We start from the raw sequence: 25,951 nt of genomic DNA on the forward strand, positions 1-25,951 counted from the left end.
GCATGTGCAATCCCGTCTCTCCTGCCTCTCCCAAGCGGCGTCCTTGCCGCTGTCACGCGGATTTGAGTTCCCATTAAGCTGATGCGACACGCGAACGACAAGCGGTTGCCATCTGTTGTCGCGCACGTCCAAGGACGGAGCAGGTGAACCCGTGGCCGAACCAACCCCATCCGCGGGGCGGCGCCCGCCGACGATCTACGATGTCGCACGGGCCGCGGGGGTGGCCGCCTCGACGGTCTCCCGGGCTTTCTCCCGGCCAGGCCGGGTGAACGCCGAGACCGCCGAGCGGATCCGGCAGGTCGCCGCCGACCTCGGCTACCGCACCAACCCGCTGGCCCGCGCGTTGCCCACCGGGCGCACCTCAATGCTCGCCCTGGTGATCTTGGACATCACCAACCCGTTCTACGGGGAGATCATCCGCGGTGCACAGTCCGCCGCAGCCGAGGCGGGGTACGTCATCCTGCTGGTCGACGCCCAGGAGTCGGACCGGCTGGAGCGGGAGGCGCTGGAGCGGGCACTGCCGACCGTGGAGGGAGTCGTCCTCGCCAGCTCGCGGATGTCGGACTCGGCGATCCGCATGACCGCCAAGCAGCGGCCGATGATCGTGCTCAACCGGCACGTCGCCGACGTGCCGAGCGTCGTCACCGACAACGTCCACGGAATGCGGCTGGCTGTCCAGCACCTGGCGAACCTGGGGCACCGTACCGTCACCTACGTCTCCGGACCGGAGGCGTCGTGGGCGGACGGCATGCGGTGGCGCTCACTGCGCGAAGTGTCAGCAGAGCTGCAGCTCCGGGTGCACCGGACCGGGCCGTACCCGCCGACGGTCGTCGGAGGGACCATGGCCGCCGAGGAGCTCGGCCGCCACGGGACGTCGGCCGTCATCGCCTACAACGACCAGCTGGCGATCGGCCTGATGCGCGGCCTGCAGGCGGCGGGGCGGCGAGTGCCTCAGGACGTCAGCGTCGTCGGCTTCGACAACATCTTCGGCGCGGAGCTGGTTACCCCGGGCCTGACCACGGTAGCGGCACCGCTGCGGGTCCAGGGGCACACGGCGGTCCGCGATCTGCTCTCGGTCCTGGGCGGTGCCCGTGCGAGCACCGGCCGACCGATGGTACTGCCGACCCGGCTGGTGGTACGCGGGTCCACCGCCCCGCGCGGTCGGGGGCAGGCCCGTCCCGCAGCCCCGGGCTGTCCCGCCCCTGGCCCGCGGTGACAGGCCCTCCCCGGCGGACCATGCGCTCGCGGTCAACCGGCGGGGTTGCTGCCTGCGGGACGAAGGCCCGCTGGTCAGGCCTACTGTTCAGCGGAGCCGGAACAGGACCTCGCCGGCCCGGGGAACCACCAGGGTGTCCGGGTCGGCGGTGAATGCCTCGATGTCCACCTCGGACGGGGCGAGGTGGTTCAGGTTGGCGCCGCGGACGACCTCCTCGGGGATGCCGGTGGCCAGGGTGACGGTGACTCGGAGTCGTTCGCCGTGCTGCTCGTCCCAGGTGCCGGCGCCGCGCAGGTGGGTGGAGTGGGCCAGGACGCCCCAGTGCAGGCCCTTGAACCGGTCCCACTGCTTCGTGAAGTAGTCGCGGCAGTGGTAGCCGATCTCCGCGATCTCCGGGTGCATCGCAGAGATCTCCCGCACGTGCGGCGCGTAGAGGATGACCTCGCCGCCGTCGGCGACCACCGGCTCCAGCTTGTAGAAGCCCTTGGCCGCGGTCCAGATGTCCTCATACTTCTCGGGCATGATCGACAGCACCCGCTTGACGGGTGCGTCCAGGTAGCGGACATGGGTCTCGGCCGAGACGTCGGCAGCCGCCGCCCAGGCCTCCTCCGGAGTGCCGAACGACGCGGCGTGCAGCGCCCCGGAGCCCGACTGGGCGACCACACACAGCGCGAGGCGCCGGCTCGGGATCAGCGCGGCAGCCTCGTCGATCAGCGCCCGCACCGGGGTGATGCCGCGCGTCCCGATGATCTCGGCGCTGCTGATCAGGGCGCCCAGCCAGTGCGACAAGTCGATGATGTCGGCGCCGGCCACGCCTGGGAAGAAGTACTTGTTACCGCCGGAGAACCCGACCACCTCGTGCGGGAAGACTGGTCCTACCACCAGCACCACATCATGCTCCACCACGGCCCGGTTCAGCCGCACCTCGGCGCCGTGGTGCAGCAGCCCGCCGGAGAGCTCGCCGACCCGGTCGGCGGAGATGGTGCCGAGCGAGGCGAACGTGGACGGCTCCCACCACGCGTGGTTGAGCACCGTCAGGCCCGGGTAGCGCTCCTCCAGTCCACCCTCGGGACAGCCCAGATGGGCACCCAGCTCCCGCTCGCCCATGGCCGCGTGGGTGCCCAGGGCGATCAGCCCGGTCAGTCGGCTCACCCGCCCGGACAGCGCTCCGTGCACGGCGGAGAGCAGCAGCGGCAGCGGGCAGCTGCGGGTGCCATCGGGCACCACCACGCAGACACTCTTGCCGTCCAGGTCGACGGCGGCGAGCTGCTCCGCGACGAAGTCCGTCACCTGCTCGTCGGTGAGGACCACGTCGGGGCCTCCGATACGCGCGGCCCGCGTCACTGCTTCGCCGGTGCTGTGGCCGGCCACCAGGTGTGCTGTATCGCTCATACCTGCACCATGACCGTGCCGCGGCTCGGCCCGCAAGGCTGTGCGGCAATTGATGGCAACCGATTGCTGGATACCTCGCCAGGCCCAGAGAATCCCCCCATGCCGCGCTCATCTGCCGCACTCCAACCGCACCCCGATCGTCTATTCCCGCCCGACCCGGGTGTCCGTGCCGTCGCCCGCAGCCTGTACGAGGCCGTGCGCGACTTGCCGATCGTCTCGCCGCACGGCCACGTCGACCCGCAGCTGCTGGTCGAGGACACACCATTCGCCGACCCGGCGAGCCTGCTGGTCACCCCGGATCACTACGTGACCCGGCTGCTGCACGCCCAAGGCGTCCCACTGGAGGAGCTCGGCGTGGGACGCGGCCCGCTGCCCGAGGCCGAGTCCCGCACGGTCTGGCGCCACCTGTGCAGCCACTGGCCGGCCTTCCGGGGCACCCCCGTGCGCTACTGGTTCGACTCCGAGTTGTCCGAGATCTTCGGCCTCACCGAACGACCCGACGCGGACAACGCCGACCGGCTCTACGACCTGATCGCCGACCGGCTACGCAGCGACGACTTCCACCCCCGGGCACTCTTCCGGCGCTTCGGCATCGAGGTGCTGGCCACCACCGACGACCCCTGCGACGACCTCTTGGCGCACAAGGCACTCGCCGCCGACCCCTCATGGACCGGGCGCGTCATTCCCACCTTCCGCCCCGACCGATACCTCGAACCCGCCCGGCAGGGCTGGCGGGAGGCCGTCGCGCGGCTCGGCGAGGCGGCCGGTGTGGACACCGGCAGCTACCACGGCTACCTGCGCGCTCTGGAGGAGCGCCGGCGCTTCTTCATCGAACGCGGCGCCACCTCGGCCGATCACAGCCACCGCGACATCCGCACCGACCCCCTCGACCCCCGCGAGGCAGACCGCATCTACCGTGCGGCGCTGGCCGGCGAGACCAACGGGGCGGAGGGCACGGCGTTCCGCCGACACATGCTGCTGGAGATGGCCCGCATGTCCTGCGAGGACGGGCTCGTCATGACGCTGCACCCCGGGGTGCAGCGGGACCACCACACGCCCACCGCCGCCGGGTTCGGCCCGGACACCGGCCACGACATCCCCGTACGGGCCGAGTTCACCGACGCGCTGCAGCCGCTGCTCGCCCGCTACGGCACCCACCCGGGCCTCCACCTGGTCCTCTTCACACTGGACGAGACGGTGTTCTCACGCGAGATCGCCCCGCTCGCCGGCTTCTACCCGTCGATCTACGCCGGCGCCCCCTGGTGGTTCCTGGACGCACCGGACGCCATCCGGCGCTACCGCCGCGCGGTCACCGAGACCGCCGGCTTCTCCCGCACCTCCGGGTTCATCGACGACACCCGCGCCTTCTGCTCCATCCCGGCGCGGCACGACATGTCCCGCCGCCTGGACAGCGGAGTGCTCGCCGAACTCGTCGCCGAACACCGCCTCGACGAGGACGAAGCCCTGGAGACGGCGGTCGAGCTGGTGACCGGCAACCCGCGAAAGGCCTTCAAGCTGTGAACACCCCCGTGGCACCGCCCGATCTCCGTCTCCTCTCCCGCCCCGCGGGAGACGGCCGGGCGGCCGCACCGGTGCGGATCCTCCACCTCGGCCTCGGCAATTTCTTCCGGGCCCATCAGGCCTGGTACACCGACCGCGCACCCGACGCCGACCAGTGGGGCATCGCGGCGTTCACCGGCCGCCGCCCGGAGCTCGCGGACGCCCTCGTCGCCCAGGACGGCCTCTACACGCTCACCACCCGAAGCAGCGACGGCGACCACGTCGCCGTGGTCTCCAGCCTCTCCACCGCCCACCCGGGCGGTGACCACGACGCCTGGCTCGACCACTGGCGGCTCCCCGACCTCGCCGTGGTCACCCTGACCGTCACCGAGGCCGGCTACACCCGCCGCGCCGACGGCGGCCTCGACCTCGGCCGGGCCGATGTCGCCGCCGACTTGGCGGCGCTGCGCTCCGATCCCGCGGCACCCGTCCACACGGCCGCGGGCCGACTGCTGGCGGGCCTCTCCGCACGGTGGCAGGCCAGTGGCGGGCCGGTCGCGATCGTCCCCTGCGACAACCTCTCCGGTAACGGTGAGGCCGTCGAACGGGTTGTCCGCGAACTGGCCGAGCAGACCGGCCGTCCGGAGCTGGTCGAAGTCGTCGACCAGGGCGCCTCGTTCGTCACCAGCATGGTCGACCGCATCACCCCCGCGACCACCGACGAGGACCGTGCCACCGTCGCCGCCACCACCGGGCTCCGCGACTCGGCCCCCGTCGTGACCGAGCCGTTCAGTGAGTGGGTGCTCAGCGGCGACTTCCCGGCCGGTCGGCCCCGCTGGGAGACGGCAGGAGTGCGTTTCGTGGCCGATGTGACTCCGTACGAGCAGCGCAAACTGTGGCTACTCAACGGCGCGCACTCGCTGCTCGCCTACGCCGGCACCATCCGCGGCCACCGCACCGTGGCCGAGGCCGTCGCCGACCCGGGCTGCCGCGCTTGGCTGGAGGAGTGGTGGGTCGAGGCGTCCAGGCATATGAGCCTGCCCGCCGACGACCTCGCGGCGTACCGGGCCGCCTTGCTGGAGCGCTTCGCCAACCCCCGTATCCGGCACGCCCTGGCCCAGATCGCCGCCGACGGCTCGCAGAAGGTGCCGGTGCGCATCCTCCCAATACTGCGGAAGGAACGTGCCCGGGGTGTCGTCCCGCAGGGCGCCGCGCGGGTCCTGGCGGCCTGGCTCTGCCACCTGCGCGGCCTGGGCGCCCCGGTTCTGGACGCTGCCGCTGCGCAGGTCGTCCCGCTCGCCGACGGACCGCCGCCCGAGGCGCTGCGCAGGGTGTTGGACTTCCTTGACCCTGACCTCGCCTCCGACCGGGAGCTTGTCACCGCCGTGCTCGCCCACTCCGAAACACTGGCCGCCGTATGACGGCCGCACCGCACACCGCCGCGCCTACCGAGGTCGTCATCGGGCTCGATGTCGGCACCACCGCGGTCAAGGCCGTCGCCTTCGGTGTGGACGTCTACTGGCGGTGTACGGCCGAGCGGGAGTACTCCCTGGAGCAGCCCGCGCCCGGCTGGCAGGTCCAGGACCCCGCAGCGATCGGCGCCGCGGTGATCGCAGCCCTCGCCGAATGCGTCGCCGGCTGCGCCGGGGCCCGCGTGCTGGCCGTCTCCCTCAGCTCGGCCATGCACGGGCTGATCGGTCTCGACGCGGACCGGCACCCGCTCACCCCATTGGTCACCTGGGCCGACGAACGCGCCCGCGGCGAGGCGCGGCTGTTGCGCGACTCCGGCCGGGCGGCAGAACTGCACCGGGTCTCCGGTGCGCCGGTGCACCCGATGACGCCGCTCACCAAGCTGATGTGGTTCCGCCGCGAGGCGGCGGAACTGCACGCCCGGGTGCGCTGGTGGATCGGGTTGAAGGACTACGTCCTGCAGCTGCTTACCGAGTCACTGGTGACCGAGCTCTCCTCCGCCTCGGGCACCGGGATGCTCGACATGGCCACCCGTTCGTGGAGCGCACCGGCTCTCGATCTCGCCGGTGTGACGCCGTATCAGCTGCCCGAGATCCTGCCGACCACCGCCGTGCTGGACCTCTCCGCCTCCTCCGCCGCCTCCATCGGCCTGCCGCCGGGCACCCCGGTGGTGGCAGGCGGAGCCGACGGCCCGCTGGGCAACCTCGGCTCCGGCGCCGTCGCCCCCGGCATCGTCGGACTGTCGCTAGGCACCAGTGGCGCGGTGCGCACGGTCGTCCGCGAGCCCTTCGCCGACCCCGACGGGCGGCTCTTCTGCTACGCGCTCACCGACACCGCATGGGTGGTCGGCGGCGCGGTCAGCAACGGCGGTGTGGTCGTCCGGTGGGTCGGTGACGTCTTCGGACGCGACCTGCTCGCCGCCTCGGGCGGCGCCGCCACCGACACCGAGCTGCTCGAACTCGCCGCCCGCGCGCCGGCCGGCAGTGACGGTCTGGTCATGCTGCCCTACCTGTTGGCCGAGCGGGCCCCGCTGTGGGATCCGGACCTGCGCGGAGCCTTCATCGGGGTGCGTCACTCGCATACCCGCGACCACTTCGTCCGGGCGGCGGTGGAGGGCGTGGCGTTGCAGCTCTCCACCATCGTGACCGAGCTGGAGCGGCTGGAGCCCGTCAAGGCGGTGCAGGTCACCGGCGGTGCGTTCCGCTCCCCTCTGTGGCGCTCGGTGGTCGCCGCCGTGCTGAACCGCCCAGTGCACGCGGCGGGGGACGTCGAAGGCTCCGCGCTCGGCGCGGCCGCACTGGGGCTGCTCGCCCTCGGCCGGGTGACCGAGCTTGCTGACGGGCCGGCGCGACTGGGCGTCCTCCCGGTGGGCGAGGGTGACCCTGTCTCCGTCGACCCCAACGACGCCGCGGCGTACGCCCAGCTGCGAGCCGGGGTGTCGGTCCTGCTCGACTGCTACCGGCCCGTGGCGACGCTGTTCGGCGCGGGGTCAGGCCCTTCCTGACCCAGCCCTGCTCCCCCCTTCGGACAAGGAGATCGATACAGCCATGGCGACCAAGGCACACGTGGGTGTCACCGGCCTGGCAGTCATGGGCCGCAACCTGGCCCGGAACTTCGCCCGCCACGGGTACACCGTCGCGATACACAACCGATCCGCCGAAAAGACCCGGGCGCTGGTCGAGAAGTTCGGGCACGAGGGCGCGTTCGTGCCGGCCTCCTCCGCCGAGGAGTTCGTCGCCGCGCTGGAGCGGCCGCGGCGGCTGATCATCATGGTGCTTGGACGCCATCGCCGCGGCCGGCGTCGTCGTCCAAGCGCTGGAACATGAGGACGCCGAGAAGGTCGGGGCTTCCTGGCGCCGAGCTTCTCGACACCGCCACCACCTCCCCGGAATCGGATGCAGAGCCGAACGTAGCCGACGTCGCAGTCACTTGTTGAACCATAGGAACGCTTGGACACTCCGTCCCGGCGCCAGGAGATGAGGAGCACAGACATCTTCTGTATTTAGAGCTCGCGCAGATAGGCGGCGTGGGCAGCCCCGGCAACAAGGTGGGAACAGGTCTCGGTGATCATGGAGCTGCGACGCTCTGTGACCACTGGGGAGATCTGTGCCCGTCCTTCCATCATGGCTGACCGACCCGCTCTGGGATCAATTCGCAGCACTGCTGCCCGAGCGCCCTGCGGTCTATCCGGCCCACCCGCTGGGTTGCCACCGCAGCTGTATCAGCGACCGGATCGTGTTCGACAAGCTGCTCCAGCTCCTGCGGTTCGGCTGCTCCTACCAGGCGATTTCCGACACGACCTGCTCGGCGACCACGATCCGCAACCGCCGCAACGAGTGGATCCGGCTCGGCGTCTTCGCCCGACTCAAACAGATCGCGCACGTCTGGCAGAACGCCTTCCACCGGCTCCGATCGGCGGTGAGGCATGCTTCACCGAGCCCGGCGGCGTCGGCGGGGCGGAAACTGGAGCCCCGCCGAGCCGGGCGGGCCTTTGGTGTCAGCGGCCGTGTTGTTGAGGCCGGATGAGGAGCAGGGCGATGTCGTCGTTGCGGGGGGCGGACCGTTGGGCGTGGTGGATGAGGGTGTCGGCGAGGGCGTCCAGGGTCTGGCCCTGGGCCTGTGCGAGCTGGGCGGCGAGGTCGGCGGTGGCGTCCTCGATGTCGATGCCGGGGGTTTCGACGAGTCCATCGGTGTACAGGGCAAGCACGGCCCCGGGCGGTAGGGGGATGTCGGTCTCCGGGTAGTCGGCCGCGGGGTCAATGCCGAGCAGGAGCCCGGGCGTCAGCGGAAGGATCTCAGTGTGTAGGTCGGGGTGGCGCAGGAGTGGGGGCGGGTGGCCGGCGGTGGCCAGGCAGGCGCGGTGGCGTGCCAGGTCGAGCTGGACGTAGAGGCAACTGGTGAACAGGCCGGGGTCAAGGTCGGTGAGCAGGCGGTTGGTGCGGGCGAGGACTTGGCCGGGCGATGCGCCGGCGGTGGCGTGGACGGCGGTGCGGACCTGCCCCATGAGGGCGGCGGCGTTCACGTTGTGGCCTTGGACGTCGCCGATTGCTGCGGCGGCGAGGTCGGTGTCGAGATGAATGAGGTCGTAGAAGTCGCCGCCGACGTCGATGCCGTGAGCGGTGGGGAGGTAGCGGGTGGCCACGTCCAGGCCGGGGACGCGGGGCAGTGCTTGGGGCAGCAGGCTGGCTTGCAAGCTGTGGGCGAGAGCCTGATTGGCGTCGTAGAGGCGGGCGCGGTCCAGGGCCTGGGCGATCAGCCCGGCGGTCGAGGTGAGGACAGCTCGTTCCTCGGGCGTGAAGGGATGCGGCCGGTCGTACGCGAGGACCAGCGAGCCGACGGGGCGGCCGGAGGTGATCAGGGGCAGGAAGGCCCAGGCGGCCTTGCCGTCCTGCAGGACGGCGGGGGGATAAGCGCGCTTGAGGTCCGCGAAGGTGGCGTAGAAGCTGGGGACGCCGCTGGTCAGGACACGCACGGCAGGAGTGTCCGAGGCCAGGGGGGTGCCGTCGAAGCGGTCCATGAGTTCGGCGGGGTAGCCGCGGTAACCGATGATCCGCAGCCGGCCCTCCTCGGCGATCGTCAGGGCAAGGGCTTGGGCCTCGAAGGCGGTCGGGACCAGGTCATCGATCCGGGCGATCACGTCCATGACCCCGACGGCCTCGGTCAGCGTGGCGGCGAGGTGCATCAGGAGGTGGTGGGCGGTCGACCGACCCGGTGCGGCCGATGGTGCGGGGTGCAGAACCTCTGACGTCTCCGAGGCAGGGGACGGGGAGGCCGGGGCGATGCGGACGCTGATGCCGGAGACGTCCGGGTACAGGTGGAAGGCCAGCCACCGGTCCGGTGGGCGCAGGGCAGTGAAGCAGGTGGCCTCCTGGCTGAGCACCGCGGCCCGGTAGCGGTCTTCCACGACTGGGTCGTCCAGCCACGGCAGGACCTGCCGGGGCAGGACGCCCAGCAGGTCGACGGCGCTGGCGCCGAGGAGGTCGGCGGCGGTGGTTGTGATGAAGGTGATCCGGCCGTCAAGGTCCAAGGTGCAGCATCCTCCGGGCAGGCGCTCGGCGAAGTCCGCCGCTGCCGCCTCCTGGGTCGGCCCGCGAGCGCGGGCACGCAGGGGGGCCAGGACCTGCGGCTCGGACCCGGGCAGCATCGGGTGGCCGCTGTCGGCGGCCTGCCGCAGGAGAAGGCCCAGGCGGCGGCAGGAGGTACGGACCGCGTTGCGTTCGTGTCGGGTCAGCGGCGAAGGATGCGAGCTGGGCCACCGCACCACCAGGGCGCCCCAGACGGTGGTGCCGGTGGTGATCGGGGCAGCGGCCGCCGAGAAGGGGTAGGGCAGCGCGAACGCCATGTGCGGGTAGTGTCGCGCCATCTCTTCCTGGCCGCCTATCCACACCAGACGCCGCTCGCGCACAGCGTCGGTCGCCGGGGTGCGGGCCGCCAGCGGCACCTGCGTCCAGTGCGCGGCGATCTGCCGGGGAACCCCCCTCAGCACCGCCAGCCGCAGCACCCGCTCGCCCGGCGGCAGCAGGTATACCAGGCCCCCGGAAGCGTCTGTCTCCCGCATGAACTGGTCCAAAGTGGCGCAGAGTAGATGCGTGCCCGAGCCTGTGCCAGTGCCGAAGCCGGCAAGGTCCCTCATGCTCTCACCCTGACGAGCGGCACCAGGCAGGGATCCCTCCAGGCGCCTGAAACGGCATCTGGCCGCCTCCGCGCTGATGCCCAGGCCAGCACCGATCTGCGCCCAGCTCGCCCCGGTTCGTCGGTCCGCCAACACCGCACAGCGCACCAGCTGCCCGGCCAACCCGGGCACCTCCGCCACCGCGGCAACATGGCAGCCCTCCGCTCCTCGCCCCGGGCGCGAGTCGCTCGCCTGCTGGGTTGCGGCCTGCACCTGCGTCAGGAGATCCGCTTCCGCGAACACCAGCGCCTGCCGCGCCTCCGCCGCCGCCTGCCAGCGACGCCTGGCTCGCCAGGCCGCCTGCCGATGCGCCTGACGGCAATACCGCCGACCCGGGCCTGCCGACTCCGGCAGTGGAGCTCCGCACCAGCCACACCGATCGTCACCCATATACCGATCGTCGCCCATATAGGGGAAACATGCTCTACTGCCGTGACGACGTGCTGCACACGTCCACCGGGGCGGTGGCGGCCGTACCTATACGTCGGCAGGCATACGTACCGATCATGTCGGCATCAAGATGCCCAAACTGCTGCACTCGGACGCTGCGTAGATCGGCACTCGCTCATGGGCGGCGGTTCGGACGGTTGTCCCAGCGGTGGGTCGTCCACGCCCTGCGGAGCAGGCTACGGACGGTGATGATCGTATCGGCGAGGTCGAAGAACGCGTCGATGACCGCGACACGGCGTTCGTAGCATCGGGCGAGCCGGTAGAAGGCGTTCTGCCAGGCGTGGGTGCGCTCGACGTGCCACCGCTGGCTCGCCTGGATCGGTACCTTCTCGCCCTTGTGCGCGATGCGGCCGTGCAGACCGCGCGCGGCGAGTTCGGCGCGGGTCTTGTCCGAGTCGTAGCCGGCGTCCAGGTGCACGGTGATGGCCTCGGGCAGCGGTCCCAGGTCCACCAGCAGGTCCAGGGTCGGAGCCAGCAGCGGAGAGTCGTGGCGGTTCGCTCCGGCGAGGACCCTGCCGAGCGGGATCCCATAGCCATCCGTCATGCCGGAGCGTTTCAGGCCCTGTTTGCCGCGGTCGACCGGCGAGCGCCCGGCCGCTTCTCCGCCGCCGGGGGCCTTGGTGATGGAGCCGTCGACGGCGATCTGGTCGAGCACGAGCCCGACGATCCGGTCGTAGGACTCAAGCGCGATCTGTTTGAGTCGGGCGAAGATGCCGAGCCGGATCCACTCGTTGCGGCGGTTGCGGATCGTGGTCGCCGAGCAGGTCGTGTCGGAAATCGCCTGGTAGGAGCAGCCGAACCGCAGGAGCTGGAGCAGCTTGTCGAACACGATCCGGTCGCTGATACAGCTGCGGTGGCAACCCAGCGGGTGGGCCGGATCGACCGCAGGGCGCTTGGGCAGCAGTGCCGCGAATTGATCCCAGAGCGGGTCGGTCAGCCATGATGGAAGGACGGGCACAGATCTCCCCAGTGGTCACAGAGCGTCGCAGTTCCATGATCACCGGGACCTGTTCCCACCTTGTTGCCGGGGCTGCCCACGCCGCCTATCTGCGCGAGCTCTTAGTTCCGCCAGTCCGTCAACCCGGCCGGAAACCGCGTCACACGCCTCCATCGACGGGGGAGGCCCATCGGCACGCCGTTCGTGGAAACGGGAGATACGACATCGGGCTACAGCTACGTCGGCGCCTTCTTCCTCGCAAACGCCGCCGTGCTCGGGGCACCGTACGTCGAGCGGATTCTTCCCGAAGACTTCTCCCCGCGCTATCCCGCCGCCAGAAACCGCGACGAGGGCGCGGAGAACGCCATAGCCGTTCTTGCACTCACCTACGCCCGGAGCATCCCCGCCGAATCGGGCGGCATGAACGATCCCGATCTGATCACCGCAATCACCCGTATCACCGCCGGCCTGCCGTTCGACGTGAACGAGTCGGAATGGAACGCAGCCGTCGCCGCAGGAACGGAAGCATGGAAGAGGCTCTGCTCCGGCTCAGACACCGCGGTCATGGTCGACCCTGATAGCCGCCGCCTCGATGTAGTCCAGAGCCGCGACTACTCAGGTTGAACCCGCGGTGTCCGGTGGTATTGGACTCCCTCCACAAGTCCAGAAAGCTCAAAGCCTTCGCCGAGAGCACCGAGGGTCGCTTGCGGTTGTTTTACCTACCTCGTACAACCTGGAGCAAGGCAAGGCCCTGCCCCCACTCCGGCACCTTCGCCGGCCCAGCGGAACGCAGGGCCTGGGGACCACCTTCCCGCCAAGCTCGACGCCAGCGTTCCACCGAACGCTCGCGCTCGACGCCAACACGCCCGGCGGGGGCCTGGTCTTCCATGTCTTCGCGGCCCTGGGGGAGTTCATCCGCGAACTCACCGTCCAGGGCACCAACGCGGGCTGTGCCGGGCAGCGGGTGACGGCATCAGGCGGTCGGCGTTGTCGGCACGGTCAGCGCGGAGAGCAGCGCCAGGTCGGCCTGCTCGAGGCTGTCCCGCAGGGTGATCCGGTCGGCCCTGGCGATCGGCACGATGGAGGGAACAGCCAGCACCGAGCAGCCGGCGGCGCGCGCGGAGGCGACCCCGGTCGGAGTGTCCTCGACGGCCACGCAGGCGGCAGGGTCCAGCCCGAGTCGATCGGCGGCGGCCAGGTAGGGGGCGGGGTCGGGCTTGGTGCGCTCGGTGTCCTCGGCGGCGAGGGTGACGGTGAACCAGTGATCGCCGAGGCTGCCGAGGACCAGGTCTACTACGCGGCGGGGAGAGGACGAGACCAGCGCGGTAGGCACGCCGGCGTCGCTCAGTTCGGCGAGCAGCGCCAGTGCGCCGGGCCGGGGGACGACCTCGACGGCGACCTTGCTGCTGAACGCGTCGTTGAGGAGTTCGGCCAAGGCATCCACAGTGAGACTGGTCCGGGTCATGCGGTACAGGTGGGCGGCAGTGTGGTCGACGGCGCGGCCGAGCACCTCGGGCAGGTCCTCCTCGGTGAGGGTGTGGCCGAGGCCGACGGCGAGTTCGGCGGTGGTCTGGAGCCAGAGGTGCTCGGTGTCGACCAGCGTGCCGTCCATGTCGAACAGGACGGCGGCGGGGAGTGCAGGCACGGCAGTCCTACCTTTTTGGTCGTGGGTTGACTGATCACTCGTAAGGTCGGTGGCCCCGGGGCTCCATGGCTGCCATGGTGGAGCAGATGGAGTGGCTCAAGGATCACGGCTGCTCGGAGCCCCGCGACGTCTCGACCGCCATTGGGATTGCGACCTGATTGCTTCGTAGGACTACGTCGGTGAGGTCGGTCCCGGTCAAGGCGTCCCTCAAGGCGGCGTCCTCGCCGGGGTGGCGTGTTGTAGCGTCCCCGGTGCTGTCCGGACCGGGGGCGGGTACGGACGGACGGATGGTCTGCCAGGAAACCGGCTCTGACGGCTCTGACGGCTTTCCGACAGGATTGCCCGGTCTCCGGATACCACGCACCCTTGCGGGGTGAGATCCCACCAGCATGCTGCGGGCGGTGGAGACGGCCCGTCCCGGAGGGTCTCGGTCAGTCACCCGTCCGGGGCCTCAGCCGAAGAGTGAGGATCTGGAACGGGCGGAGTGCCAGGAGCACCCTTCGACCGTCCGCTTGTACGGCGTCCACGTTCTCGCGCGGGTCGAGTTCGCGCTCCAGCAGATCGGTCTCGGCCGCCGACGCAAGCGGGAAGCCGGCGGTCAGGACGGTTCGGGCGCGTCCGCCGTGGGCCTCGTAGAGGCGTACGACGATGTCGCCGGAACGATCGTCGGCAAGTTTGACCGTGTCGATGACGACGGCCTCGTTGTCCGCGGTGACGAGCGGTTGGACCTCGGTCGAGCCGGGGAGGCTGCGCTCCGGCTGGTTGAACGCGTAGCCCTCGCGGACGGTGTCGGCGATGTCGGCGCCGATGACGAACCCGTAGCGCAGGCGGTGGTGGCCCTGGTCGGCATCCGGGTCGGGGAAGCGGGGAGCGCGGAGCAGGGAGAGCCGGACGGTGGTGGTGGTGCCGCCGTCGGCGCGGACGTCTCGGGTGACCTCGTGCCCGTAGGTCGAGTCGTTGACCACAGCCGCGCCCCACCCCCGTTCGCCGAGGTGCAGGAAGCGGTGGGCGCAGATCTCGAACTTGGCGGCGTCCCAACTGGTGTTGGTGTGGGTGGGGCGCCGGACGTGTCCGAAGGGGATCTCCGCACTCGAGTGGTCGGCCCGCACGTCGATTGGGAAGGCGGCCTTGAGGAGCTTCTCCTTCTCGTGCCAGTCGATCTCGGTGTCGATGTCCAGGCGTCGGGAGCCTTTGGACAGGGAGATCAACTGTTCGATGCGGGAGTCACCGAAGGTCCGCACGATCCGGACACCGCCTTCCTCTGCCCTGACCGAGTCGGCGTTGAGGAGGTTGTGAACGGTGTTGCGGTAGAAGGCGTCGATGTCCCAGGCGTCGTACTCGTTGGGGAAGTCCTGGTGCAGCTGGAGGAGGCCCCCGGCGGCGCCGGGGGCCAGCGCTTCGCGGTCGGCCGCGATGTCGTACGCCGAGGTCACCAGGCCCTGGGCATCGATCCGGACGCGTACCAGGCCGTTGTCCAGCACGAAGCCGTCCCCGCAGGGGGCCGGGGCGACGGGTCGGCCCGGCGACCGGGTCCGGAGCGTGGCGCCGAGGGCGGGGACGCCATCGCGGGCGAACGGAGCGGCGTTGAAGACCACGAGCAGGTTGCCTTCGCCGGCCAGGGCGCGCTGGGCGGCGTCCGTGATCGCGCGCAGCTCGGCGGTGACGGCGGCATAGGTCTGCTCCGCCTCCCGGTGCACCCAGGCGATGGAGGAGCCGGGCAGGATGTCGTGGAACTGGTGCAGCAGCACCGTCTTCCACAGTCGGTCCAGGGCCTGGTAAGGGTACGGGAATCCGGTGCGCACAGCGGCTGTCGCCGACCACAGTTCGGCCTCTCGCAGCAGGTGCTCGCTGCGCCGGTTGCCCTGCTTGGTCCTCAGCTGGCTGGTCAGCGTGCCGCGGTGGAACTCCAGGTACAGCTCCCCCTGCCACACCGGCGCGTCGGGGTATTCGGCGTGTGCCCGCTCGAAGAAGTCCGCGGGGCTCTCGATGACGACCCTGGCCGAGCCCTCCAGGTCGACAAGGCGCTCGGCCCGGGCCAGCATCTCCCGGGTGGGGCCGCCGCCGCCGTCTCCGTAGCCGAACGGGAGCAGCGAGCTGTTGGCTGCCTCCTTGTCCTGGAAGTTGCTGACGGCGTGGGCGAGTTCGGTGCCGGTGATCTCGGCGTTGTAGGTGTCGACGGGCGGGAAGTGGCTGAAGATCCTGGTGCCGTCGATGCCCTCCCACCAGAAGGTGTGGTGCGGGAACTTGTTGGTGGTGTTCCAGGAGATCTTCTGGGTGAGGAACCACCGGACCCCGGCCAGTTTCATCAGCTGCGGCATGGCCGCGTTGTAGCCGAAGGTGTCGGGCAGCCACATCTCCTTGGTCTCGACGCCGAACTCGTCGAGGTAGAAGCGCTTTCCATGGATCAGCTGCCGGGCGAGGGCCTCGCCGCCGGTGATGTTGGTGTCGGGTTCCACCCACAGGCTGCCGACGGGGAGGAACTGCCCCTTCTTCGCCTTCTCCTGGACCCGGCCGTAAACCTCGGGGCGGTGCTCCTTGAGCCAGGCCAGCTGCTGGGCCTGGGACATGGCGAAGAGGAAGCCCGGGTGGTCGTCCATGAGATGGGTGACGTTGGAGAGCGTCCTGGCGACCTTGCGGACGGTCTCGCGCAGCGGCCACAGCCAGGCGGTGTCGATGTGGGCGTGTCCGACGGCGGACATGCGGTGGGCGCTGGCGGCCGCGGGGGCGGCGAACGCCGGGCGCAGCACCTCGCGGGCGGCGGTGGCGCTGCCGGCGATGTCCTGCAGGTCGACTGCGTCCAGGGCCCGCTCGATGGTGTGCAGGAGCTGCCAGCGGCGGGGGTCGGCCTCGGGCAGTTCGCGCATGAGCCCCCCGAGGACGTCCAGGTCGTGGGCGAGTTCCCACACCTGCGCGTCGAAGACCGCCAACTCCAGTCGGAGCAGCTGGTACAAGGGTGCGCTCTCGGGGCCGACTCCCGTAATCCAGGAGGGTTGGTCCCCGGTCCGGGACGGGATGTGGTCATCGACCAGGTTGGGGTTGGCGGCGGCCTCGACGTAGTAGGTGAAATCCTCGCCGCCGACCGCCGGGTCGGCGACCGGGATATAGGCGTTGCGGGGGTTGAGGGCTTTCACCACGCTGCCGTCCGCCCGGTAGACCAGGCCCTCGGTGGAGAAGCCCGCGCCGGTGACGTTGAAGCCGAGGTCGATGACCGCCTCGACCCGCAGGCCGGCCCACTCCTGCGGAACCCTGCCGCTGATCCTGAACCAGCTCGTGGACCAGGGCGGCCCCCACCGGTGCCCGAGCGTCACGGGTTCGTACGGTGCGGCCAGGCCGTCGGCCACGGGGACCGGCTCGCCCGGCACGTTCCAGATCGCGATCTCGACCGGGACAGGACGGGCGTGGACCGCGGGCCGGATGCGCTGGTTCAGCACCCGGTCGAGCCGCTGCTCGGTGAGGCGTCGCTTGCTGTGCATGGATTCCTCTGTCGTCGATGGAGGACGGTGATCTCGTTGCGGCCGACCGGCCGTCAGGAGTGGTGCGGGGACGGGGGCGTCAGACGTCCACCACACCGTGGTGTTCGCGGTCGGCTCGAAGCTCGCGCCGTGGAGCCGTCGGTGGGGCCGACCGGGGAGCCGGCGAGCAGCAGATGCCCGGGTGCGGGGATGCGTACCGCCTCATCGGTGGTGTTCCAGGCGGGGCCGCCGAAGACGGACGTCCAGTCGTTGGGTGGCAGCTCACCGTTCTCGCCCTTGCCAGGGTGGAAGTGGTACCGCTCCCGGAACGCCGATCCCGGGCCCTCCTCCAGTGCGCGGAGGAACCACTCGTGCTGGTCGGAGGAGTGGTTGGGCACGAGGTCCACGATAATGAGCAGCCCGAGCGCGTGGGCGTCCCGGATCAGCGCGTCGGCGTCGAACAGCGTGCCGAGCGTGGGCTCGACCGCACGGTGGCCGGATGTCGTAGCCGGCGTCGGCCTGTGGAGAGGCGTAGAAGGGGTTCAGCCACAGGGCGTCGACGCCGAGCTACTGCAAGATAAGTCAGCCGGCTGCGCACGCCCGGGAGGTCGCCCATGCCGTCGCGGTTCCCGTCGGCGAAACTGCGCGGGTACACGCGGTAGATGACGGCCTCTCTCCACCAGTTTGCCGGGGATCCGGCCGGGTCGGCGGTGTCATGGGCATCGGCAGGGTGCTGGGGCATTCGCGGTCCCTCTGGAGGTTCGTGTCGGCGGGCCGGTCGGTCCACCGGCTGACGCGTGCTGTCCGGTGTCGCGGACATCAGTCCTCGATGGGGCCCAGATCGGGAGTGCCCCGCAGTTCCACCGTGCGGGTGGTGGAGCCGTGCAGTTCGAGGACCGTGATCTCGTTCCGGCCGGCGTTCAGGATCGGTGCGGGGACGTAGAGAGTGGTCTGCGGTCCTCGGGACCAGTAGCGGCCGAGTGCGAAGCCGTTGATCCAGACGTGGCCCTTGGTCCAGCCGTCCAGGGCGATGAAGCCGTCGGCCGGCTGCTCGATGTCCAGGTGTCCACGGTGGAACGTGGGGCCGACCGGGGGCGAGGAGGGCTCGAACGCGGTGAAGGACAGTCTGCACAGATCGTCGAGAGGCAGCGGCCGGCTGTACCAGCCGTCCGGGGCCGGTGCGTTGAGGGTGACCTCGCCGAGCAGTCCCTTGCGGTCGTGCATGCCCTGCCCGTAGTTGACCCTGCCCTGGTTCTCCACCAGCACGGCCAACTGCGCTCCGCACCGGGGGGTGTGGAAGGTGAGGGTGTGCTCATGGTTCTCGCGTTCCAGGACGCCGACCGGCTGGCCGTCGACGAAGACCTGGGCGCGATCGTGCACCTCGGCGATGCGCAGGACGGTCGGCCCGGCCGTCGAGAGCTCCGTCTCGTACAGGATGAATCCGAAGGACTGGCCGAGCTGTTCCATGACCTGCGGGCGGTCGGCGTGCACCGCGCTGCCGAGGCGTTCGCGCTGGTCCAGGAGGCTTGCGCATGCGGTGAGTTCGGCGACGGCCGGGGCGAGCTTGGGTGCGGGGGCGGGTACCGGTTCCTCGGGGACGGGCGCGTACCGGGCGATGACCTCGCGGAAGGCGGCGTATTTGGGGGCGGGGTCGCCGGCCTCGTCCAGAGGCGCGTCGTAGTCGTACGACGTGACGGTGGCGCGGTACGTGCCCTTGTCGTTGGCGCCGTTGGTGAAACCGAAGTTGGTGCCGCCGTGGAACATGTAGATGTTGACCGAGGCACCGGCCGCGAGCAGCCGGTCGAGGTCCGCCGCGGCGTCGGCCGTGCTGCGGGTGACATGGGTGCCGCCCCAGCGGTCGAACCAGCCGATCCAGAACTCGCTGCACATCAGCGGCCCGGACGGCTGATGCGCGCGCAGTTCGGCGAGCCCGGCGTCCACCCGGCTGCCGAGATTGACGGTGCGCAGGACGCTGTCGAGGCCGCCGCCTCTCAGATCGGAGGGCTGGTCGCACGTGAACAGCGGCACGCCGATTCCGTGCCGGTGCAGCAGCTCCGCCAGATCCTCCAGGTAGCCGGAGTCGTCGCCGTACGCGCCGTATTCGTTCTCCAGCTGGACGGCGATGATCGGGCCGCCGCGCGTGGAGAGGTAGGGAAGGACGGGCGGCAGCAGGGCGCCGAGGTAGCCGTCCACCGCCTTCAGATAGCGCGGGTCGCGGCTGCGCAGTTCGATGTCCTCGTCGGCGAGCAGCCAGGAGGGCAGGCCGCCGCCCTCCCACTCGGCGCAGATGTACGGTCCGGGGCGGAGCAGCACATGCAGGTCTTCGGCGGCGGCCAGGTCGAGGAACCGGGGAAGATCGAGACCTGCGTCCAGCCGGAACTCACCCGGATGGGGCGAATGAAGGTTCCATGGGACGTAGGTCTCGATCGTGTTCAGTCCCATCAGGCGCGCCTTGCGAAGCCGGTCGGCCCACTGTTCCGGATGGATCCGGAAGTAGTGCAGCCCGCCGGAGATGATCCGCAGCGGTCGGTCGTCGAGACGGAAGCCGTCTGCGGCAACCTCGAGTCGTGGCATGGCCGTGGTCTCCTCGATGATGGAACTGATGGAACTGATGGAACTGATGGAACTGATGGAACTGATGGAACTGATAAGGGTGGGTCAGCTCAGCGGAAGGCAGAGCAGCGCGTCGGGGACACCGCCGTTGTTCCACTTCCAGGTGAACGCGACGCCGGCGATGTACTCGTTGTCGGTGCACTGACCCTTGTAGTAGCCGGGGGCCCAGTCGCTTTCGACCGAGCCGCCCGTGGCGGGGCGGTTGTCGCCGTGGTCGAACCAGACGTTACGGCCGTTCAGCGGCAGCGGCGCGGCGGACGGCGCGCAGAGCAGGCCGGCCATCGATTTGCCGTTGACGCTGTAACCGACGGCGAAGGTGTTGTCGGGGCACTGGAGTTTGTTGTAGCCCGAGGCCCAGTCACCGTGGGTGACGTAGCGCTCGTCATGGACGGCCACCCAGGCACCGGCTCCCTTGGCGGGCTGGTTCGCGTCGGTGCACAGGCCGCGCTTGTCGCTGCGGCCGAGGCCGATCAGGCGCTGGCTGTCGGGGCAGTTGCCCTTGCGGTAGCCGGGGCTCCAGTCGCCCTGGGCGAGCATGCGGGAGGAGACGTTGTGGTCCCGGAAGTCGAGGTTGAGCATGTTCCAGTGGTTGACCTGTGCGACCGGACCGGAGACGCCAGAGGCGTTGACCAGCTTGTTCCAGTCGGCGGACCGCCAGTCACCGGGGTCGCTGAGGCTCTGCCGTTTACCGGCCGCGTCGTAGGAGATCAGGGCCCAGCTGTCCTGCGGCGCGCCGTTGGCGCCGGTCCATCCGATCAGCGGCCAGATGGCGAAGTCGGTGTCGTTCTCGACCAGGATGTCGGTGAAGTTGCCGAACCAGGTCTTCTCCTTGGTGTCGTCCGATCCTCGGCCGCCGGCACCGAACTCGCTGATCCAGACGGGGGCAGTGAAATGCTGGCCGGACTGGGTGACGAACAGGGCCTCGTCGTGCACCAGTTGCTTCAGCTTGTCGAGCGGGAAGTCCTCGTACGGCCAGTCGTTGGTGTGCCCCGGTCCGCTGCCGGCACCCGTGTAGTTCGGGCCGGTGTAGCCGTAGAAGTGCGCGGCGTAGACCAGCTTCCCCGAGGCGATCAGGGTGTTGGAGAGTTCACGGACCGGCGTCAGCATCGGCCTGCCGTAGTTGAGCCCGTCCAGCGGGATGCCGTACCAGTTGATGCCCTCCATGATGACCAGCATGTCGGGGTCGGCTCCCAGGATGCGGGTGCCCGCCAGTTCGAAGGCCGCGTAGGTGTCGTGGTCGTCACCCCAGCCCCAGTTGGGGTCGTCCCAGATGTCGCGGCGAATCTCGTTGCGCAGGTCGGCGCCGACGACACGCTTGTTCGCCTTGTAGCGGTTCACCAGGAAGAGCCAGTCCTCCTGCCACTGCTCGGCGGACTGGCCGCTGTTCCAGCGCTCGTTGCCGTCCAGGCCGCAGCAGAAGCGGTAGGTGGTGGTGTGGTTGTTGAGGATGACCGCGAACCCGTCGGCGGTCAGGGCCGCCACCACCGCGTCGAACACCTGCAGCGGGGTCTTGCCCTTCAGCTGCGGGTTGGCCGCGACCGCGGAGTCCGGTACGACCGTGGTGTCGCGCATCATCGCGTTGGCGAACGGCAGGCGGATGCTGTTCAGCCCGAGCTCGTGGAAGTCGGCCATGATCTGCGTCATCGGCGCGCGGTCCAGGCCCAGCGGGATGTTGTGCGACATCTGGTCCGCCTGGTGGTTCGCGGGATCGTTGACATCTCCGCTGCCCTCCCAGGTGCCCTGGGCGCCCGCCCAGTTGCCGGCCTTCAGCTTGAAGCGGTTGCCGTTGGCGTCGACGATGTATCGCCCGCGGGTACTCAGCGGTCCCGTCCAGGAGGCTGCCAACTGCGGTCCGGTCATCGCAGTGGCGGCGGTGGCGGTAGCGGTGGCGGCGCTGGGGGACGCTGCGACGGAACCGGAGGTTCCCGCGAGGACGAGGGTAACCGCGGCTGCCGTGGCAGGCAGGATTCGGGAGAAGAATTTTCTGACGGCGGGAGCCGACCTGTCGGATCTCATGATGGTCCCCTTCAAGGGTGGGGGTGGTGGGGGGGATCTTCAGGTGGTGCGGCCCGGACCGGTGGTCCGGAGTCAGGTGCGGCTCAGCCCTTGAGTCCGCTGGTGGCGATGCCTTCGACGATGTAGCGCTGGGCGACCAGGAACATGGCCACCAGTGGTGCGATGGTCACGACGGCTCCGGCGAACAGTCCGGGCAGGTTGACGGTCTGTGAGGTGAGGAAGGTCGACAGGGCGATCTGGGCCGTCCACGAGGACGGGTCCTGCCCGATGACCAGTGGCCACAGGAAGGCGTTCCAGCTGTCGATGAAGGCGAGCGCGCCGAGCGAGGCGAGCATTGCTCCGGACGACGGCAACGCGATCCGGCGGTAGAGGCCGAGCCAGCCCAGCCCGTCCAGGCGTCCGGCCTCCTCGATCTCGCTGGGGAACTGGAGGTAGAAGTTACGAAAGAGCAGAACGGCGAAGGGGTTGAAGAGCCCGGGCGCGATGATTCCCCACAGGGTGTTGACCCCGCCCATGGAGCCCACGACGACGAAGGTGGGGACGAACGTCACCGAGCCGGGGATCATCAGCGTGGCCACCACCAGGGCGAGCAGGACGCCCCGTCCGGGTACCGGGATCCGCGCGAGGGCGTACCCGGCGGCCGAGGCGAGGAGCGTCGACACCGGGGCGGTGATCACGGCGATCAGCAACGAGTTGCCGAGGGCCTGGCCCATGTGCAGCGTGGGGTCGCTGAAGAGCGAGGTGAAGTTGTCCCAGTGCATCGTCGACGGCCACCAGGTCCAGTGCGGTGACGTCAGGCCCTGTGTGTCCATCAGAGCATTACGCAGCATCAGATAGAAGGGCGCCAGGAACACTGCCGTCAGCAGGCCGGCCAGCACGCCGCGCGCGGACCGGCGCAGCACCTGCGGCAGGTGTCGGGCGGTTGTCATGTTGCTCACTCCTCACCCTTTCCGAAGCCGGTGATCCGGCCCTGGATCAGGGTCACGCAGACGATGAGGGCGGTGAGCACGAAGGCTCCGGCCGACCCGAGGCCGTAGTTCTGGGAACCCATCGCGGTGTCGTAGAGATAGCCCAGCGGGGTTCGGACCGGGGCCCCCGAGCCGCCGGACTGCCCGCTGTTGAACAGGTTGTAGAACTCGTCGAAGGCCTGGAAGGCGGCGATGAACTGCAGCATCAGGACGGCCACCGAGGTGTTGCGAAGCATCGGCAGGGTGATTCTGCGCAGCAGGCGCAGGCCGGTGGCGCCGTCGAGGGCGGCGGCCTCGTACATCTCCTTGGGGATGCCCTGGAGCCCGGCCAGGAAGAGCACCATGTAGAAGCCGACCTGGAGCCAGAGGCGGAGGGTGACGAGGACGACCCAGTACAGCGGCGGCGAGGTGGTCTGCAGCCATGGTTGGGCGTCCATGCCGAACCAGCCGCCGAGGGTGTTGGCGATACCGCTCGGCAACCCGTTGAACAGGCTCATCTTCCACAGCAGGGAGGCTGCGACGTAGGAGACGGCGGCCGGGATCAGGAAGGCGGTGCGCAGCACGGCCCGGCCGCGCCGGATCCGGTGCACCAGCAGCGCCAGTCCCAGTGAGGCGGCGAACGTCAGCGGCACGATGAACACCGTGAACAGCAGGATCTGGCCGAGCGACTTGCGGAACACCGCATCGGAGAGCAGCGTCTGGTAGTTGTCCAGGCCGACCCAGTGCCCCAGGGAGATGGTGCCGCGAGCCTCACTGAGGCTGAGCAGGAAGCTCCAGCCGATGGCGACGTACTTGAAGAGGCCCAGGCCGATCAGCAGGGGTCCGGCGAGCAGCGCGAACGCTCCCCAGGCACGCCAGTTTGTGCGGGAACGGCGGAGGGGGGCGGTGCCCCGCGGCTCAGCCGCGGGGCACCCGACACGCTCGTGGTCAAGCGTGGATGGAGGCGCGGACGTCATGATGCGCGCTGCTTGTCGATGTCACTCTGGGCCCGCTTGGCCGCGTCGGCCAGGAGCTTTTCCGCATCGCCCTGCCCGTTGACGATCTTCGCCGCAGCCGCGGCGAAGAGGTCGCTCACGGTCTTGTTCCAGGTGCTGGGGTTGTTCCTGCCGTACTTGGCGGCCAGCTCGACGGCCTCCTTGGCGGGGCCCTGGGTGAGCTTGCTGGCGGTGGCGGCGACGGACTTGCGCGGCGGGATGTGGAGGCCGTAGCTCTGCGACCAGTCCGTCTGGAGGTCGGTCTGCTGGACCCAGAGCCACTGGACGAACTTCTTGGCCGCTTCCACGTGCTTGCCCTTGGCGTTGACGCAGGTGCTCCAGCCGCCGACGCGGACCGCGGGCTTGCCGCCGGACTTGAAGGCGGGCCAGGGCAGGACGCCGAAGTCGTCGCCGAGCGCGGTCTTGATGGCGGGCATCGACCAGAGGCCGCCCCACTGCATCGGGACGACGTTCTGGGTGAGCGCCGAGGGGTCCCACCAGTCGGTGGTGAAACCGAGCAGCAGGGACTTGTCGTCGTGGAGGCGCTTGAGCCCGGCCACGGCCTCGGCGGCCTGGGCGGAGCCGAAGGCCGCCTTGCCGTCGTGGGTAACGAGGTCGCCGCCGTTGGAGAACACGGACAGGATGGCGCTGTCGCCCAGACCGTTCTGGCCGACGAACAGCCCCTTGGTCTTCTTGGAGCTCAGGGCCTTGGCCGCGTCGACGAGCGCGTCGAAGGTGGCGGGCGGGGTGATGCCGGCCTTGGACAGCACGCTCTTGCGGAAGTAGAGCATCATGACGTCGTCGAGCGTCTTGACGCCGTAGAGCTTGCCGTCGACGGTCACCATCTCGCGGGCGCCCGGGTTGAAGTCGGACTTGGCGCTGCCGTAGATGTCGTCCAGCTGGGCTATCTGGCCCTGCCGGGCGAAGCTCTCGCTGAAGTCGCCTATCTCGAAGACGTCCGGGGCGGAGTCGGTGAGCAGGGTCGCGTTGAGCTTGGCGGAGTAGTCGCCAGGGGTCCAGGTGACCTTGACCGCGATGTCCGGGTTGGCCTTGGTGAACGCCTTGGCATAACGGGTGAGGGCCTGCTGGGTGCCGGCCTCGCCGTAGGCGTGGGACCAGACGTTCAGGGTGGTCTTCGCCCCGGACGAGCCGCTGCCGGTCGGGTCGCTGCTGCAGGCGACCGCTGCTCCTGCGACGAACAGAAGGGATCCGCCGAGGAATCCCCTGCGGCTAAGCTTGGCTCTCTGTGCGCTCACTTGGCATCCTTCAGTTGAGGGTTGGGCGTACGTGCTGTTGTCCGGTGCAGCCGGTGTCCGGCATTCACAGTTGGCAGACGGTGATGGACATTCGGCTGTGCCGGAAACTTGGCCGGCGAACAGGATGGTGACGTTCGCTCAGGGGAAGAGGGCCTGGATGCCGATGACGGCGGCGCCGCGGGCCCACTCCTCCCAGGGGAGCGGACGCAGGGTCAGCGGGCATTTCGCCGCTGCTTTGAAACAGTGCGCTGCGTAGGCGTCCCTGATGTGCGTTCCGTACAGGTCGAAGGTGTCGAGCCCCTCGCCCGTGACGACGACGCGCTCGGGACCTACGAGGTTCACCAGTGTGGCGATGCCGACGCCGATGGCGTGGCCCGCCCTCGCGAAAGCGCCCTGCGCGGCGGGGTCTCCACCACGGGCGAGCTGTACCGCGCCGTCGAAGTCCAGGTCCGGACGCTCGGTGGCGCGGCGGACGGCGGCGAGGAGGGCATCGCTGGAGGCGATGGCCTCGACGCAACCGACCTGGCCGCAGTGGCATGGTGGCCCGGCCGGGTCGATGCTGATGTGCCCCATCTCGCCGGCGACCCCGTATGCGCCGGCGACCAGTTCACCGTTGATGACGATCCCGGAACCGATCCCCGCGCCGATGGTGACCAGTGCGAAGTACTCGGTTCCGATGCCCTCGCCGAACCAGTGCTCGGCGGCGGTGATGGCCTTGACGTCGTTCTCCACGGTGACGGTCAGGCCGGTCGCCGCGGCGAGGTTATCGGCCAGCGGCACATCGCGCCAACTGGGGAGCACAGAGTAGCGGACCCGCCCGCAGGGGCGGTCCACGTCGCCCGAGACCGCGATGCCCAGGTGCCGGGTGCGGGCCCGGTACTCGGGTTTCACGTCGAGGAGTTCGGCGACGAGGTCGGCCAGTAGCTCGCACACGGCGGCCGGGTCGCGGTCGCCCAACGGCCGGCTGGCAGTGGTCCGCATGTGGGCCCGCAGGTCGCAGACCGCGCCGAAGAGGGTGTCGGCGCTGATCTTCACACCGACGACGAATTCCCGGTCGGGGGTGACAGCCAGCGGGTTCACGGGGCGTCCGGCCCCCGGAGCGGTGCGCTCCGGGGGGAGTTCGTGCAGATATCCGTCGTCGATGAGCGGTCGCGCGGCCTTGGTCACAGCGGTCGAGGACAGACCCGTGCGGCGGGCCAGCTCCACCCGGCTGAGCGGACTCTCGGCCAACAGCAGGGCGAGGATGGCGGTTTCGGCCGGTGCGGTGACCAGTGGCCGAGAGTGGTTTGGAAACACGGCGGCAACCTACCGGTAAATAAATAACTTCGTCCAGTATTGATTTTCTTGTTCGGTCAGTCCTACGCTCTGGCCCAACTCCGGGCGCATTCGC

At 69.8% G+C, this 25,951-nt stretch carries 15 protein-coding genes and 4 pseudogenes; 7 read left to right on the forward strand and 12 right to left on the reverse strand.

Translation table 11 applies throughout. From position 1 onward, the window contains the following. Positions 1–151 precede the first annotated feature (151 nt). Positions 152–1,216, forward strand: coding sequence for a LacI family DNA-binding transcriptional regulator (locus tag OH735_RS34950; protein WP_406385641.1), 1,065 nt, complete (start codon positions 152–154; stop codon positions 1,214–1,216). Between the two features lie 87 nt (positions 1,217–1,303). Here the strand turns inward: OH735_RS34950 and OH735_RS34955 are convergent, their stop codons facing one another. Further along, entirely contained in the window at positions 1,304–2,608 is a 1,305-nt protein-coding gene (locus OH735_RS34955) for a lactate racemase domain-containing protein (protein ID WP_406385642.1), read from the reverse strand. Between the two features lie 99 nt (positions 2,609–2,707). On the opposite strand from OH735_RS34955, the gene uxaC reads away from it, so the two are divergent. The 5 genes and pseudogenes from uxaC to OH735_RS34980 form a co-directional block, all read left to right on the forward strand. Next, the gene (uxaC, locus tag OH735_RS34960) at positions 2,708–4,129 is read left to right on the forward strand and encodes a glucuronate isomerase (RefSeq protein WP_406385643.1); all 1,422 of its coding nucleotides are present in this window, start codon (positions 2,708–2,710) and stop codon (positions 4,127–4,129) included. Continuing rightward, entirely contained in the window at positions 4,126–5,529 is a 1,404-nt protein-coding gene (locus OH735_RS34965; RefSeq protein WP_406385644.1) for a mannitol dehydrogenase family protein, read from the forward strand. Before uxaC ends, OH735_RS34965 begins: the two co-directional genes overlap by 4 nt. Then, the gene (locus OH735_RS34970) at positions 5,526–7,082 is read left to right on the forward strand and encodes a gluconokinase (protein ID WP_406385645.1); all 1,557 of its coding nucleotides are present in this window, start codon (positions 5,526–5,528) and stop codon (positions 7,080–7,082) included. Before OH735_RS34965 ends, OH735_RS34970 begins: the two co-directional genes overlap by 4 nt. Positions 7,083–7,125: 43 nt before the next feature. Further along, positions 7,126–7,353: pseudogene (locus OH735_RS34975) on the forward strand (NAD(P)-binding domain-containing protein); the annotation flags it as partial. 331 nt (positions 7,354–7,684) lie between these two features. Then, positions 7,685–7,954, forward strand: a pseudogene (locus OH735_RS34980) (transposase); the annotation flags it as partial. 121 nt (positions 7,955–8,075) lie between these two features. Here OH735_RS34980 and OH735_RS34985 read toward each other — a convergent pair. Then, positions 8,076–10,211: a SpoIIE family protein phosphatase gene (locus tag OH735_RS34985; RefSeq protein WP_406385646.1), complete on the reverse strand. Its 2,136-nt coding sequence runs from the start codon at positions 10,209–10,211 to the stop codon at positions 8,076–8,078. 604 nt (positions 10,212–10,815) lie between these two features. Beyond that, a complete protein-coding gene (locus OH735_RS34990) occupies positions 10,816–11,658 on the reverse strand; it encodes an IS5 family transposase (protein WP_406385647.1) in 843 nt (280 codons plus the stop codon). Between the two features lie 138 nt (positions 11,659–11,796). On the opposite strand from OH735_RS34990, the pseudogene OH735_RS34995 reads away from it, so the two are divergent. Next, positions 11,797–12,261, forward strand: a pseudogene (locus OH735_RS34995) (hypothetical protein); the annotation flags it as partial. Positions 12,262–12,610: 349 nt separating this feature from the next. Here the strand turns inward: OH735_RS34995 and OH735_RS35000 are convergent. The 9 genes and pseudogenes from OH735_RS35000 to OH735_RS35040 form a co-directional block, all read right to left on the reverse strand. Continuing rightward, positions 12,611–13,282, reverse strand: coding sequence for an HAD family hydrolase (locus tag OH735_RS35000; RefSeq protein ID WP_406385648.1), 672 nt, complete (start codon positions 13,280–13,282; stop codon positions 12,611–12,613). A gap of 431 nt (positions 13,283–13,713) precedes the next feature. Continuing rightward, the gene (locus tag OH735_RS35005) at positions 13,714–16,755 is read right to left on the reverse strand and encodes an alpha-mannosidase (RefSeq protein WP_406385649.1); all 3,042 of its coding nucleotides are present in this window, start codon (positions 16,753–16,755) and stop codon (positions 13,714–13,716) included. 164 nt (positions 16,756–16,919) lie between these two features. Beyond that, positions 16,920–17,476, reverse strand: a pseudogene (locus OH735_RS35010) (alpha-amylase family glycosyl hydrolase); the annotation flags it as partial. A gap of 77 nt (positions 17,477–17,553) precedes the next feature. Continuing rightward, entirely contained in the window at positions 17,554–19,308 is a 1,755-nt protein-coding gene (locus OH735_RS35015) for a glycoside hydrolase family 35 protein (protein WP_406385650.1), read from the reverse strand. An 84-nt stretch (positions 19,309–19,392) separates the two neighbouring features. Next, on the reverse strand, positions 19,393–21,363 hold the full coding sequence (locus OH735_RS35020) for a glycoside hydrolase family 5 protein (RefSeq protein WP_406385651.1): 1,971 nt from the start codon (positions 21,361–21,363) through the stop codon (positions 19,393–19,395). A gap of 83 nt (positions 21,364–21,446) precedes the next feature. After that, the gene (locus OH735_RS35025; protein WP_406385652.1) at positions 21,447–22,292 is read right to left on the reverse strand and encodes a carbohydrate ABC transporter permease; all 846 of its coding nucleotides are present in this window, start codon (positions 22,290–22,292) and stop codon (positions 21,447–21,449) included. Positions 22,293–22,297: 5 nt separating this feature from the next. Further along, the gene (locus OH735_RS35030) at positions 22,298–23,287 is read right to left on the reverse strand and encodes a carbohydrate ABC transporter permease (RefSeq protein WP_406385653.1); all 990 of its coding nucleotides are present in this window, start codon (positions 23,285–23,287) and stop codon (positions 22,298–22,300) included. Further along, positions 23,284–24,561, reverse strand: a complete 1,278-nt coding sequence (locus OH735_RS35035) for an ABC transporter substrate-binding protein (RefSeq protein WP_406385654.1) — start codon at positions 24,559–24,561, stop codon at positions 23,284–23,286. The genes OH735_RS35030 and OH735_RS35035 overlap by 4 nt, the downstream gene beginning before the upstream one ends. A gap of 138 nt (positions 24,562–24,699) precedes the next feature. Further along, complete coding sequence (locus OH735_RS35040; RefSeq protein ID WP_406385655.1) at positions 24,700–25,857, reverse strand: ROK family protein; 1,158 nt, start codon at positions 25,855–25,857, stop codon at positions 24,700–24,702. Positions 25,858–25,951: the final 94 nt, after the last annotated feature.

Origin of the sequence: Streptomyces sp. NBC_01618, assembly GCF_045209435.1 — a bacterium.
In the GTDB taxonomy this organism is placed as follows: Bacteria; Actinomycetota; Actinomycetes; order Streptomycetales; family Streptomycetaceae; genus Streptomyces.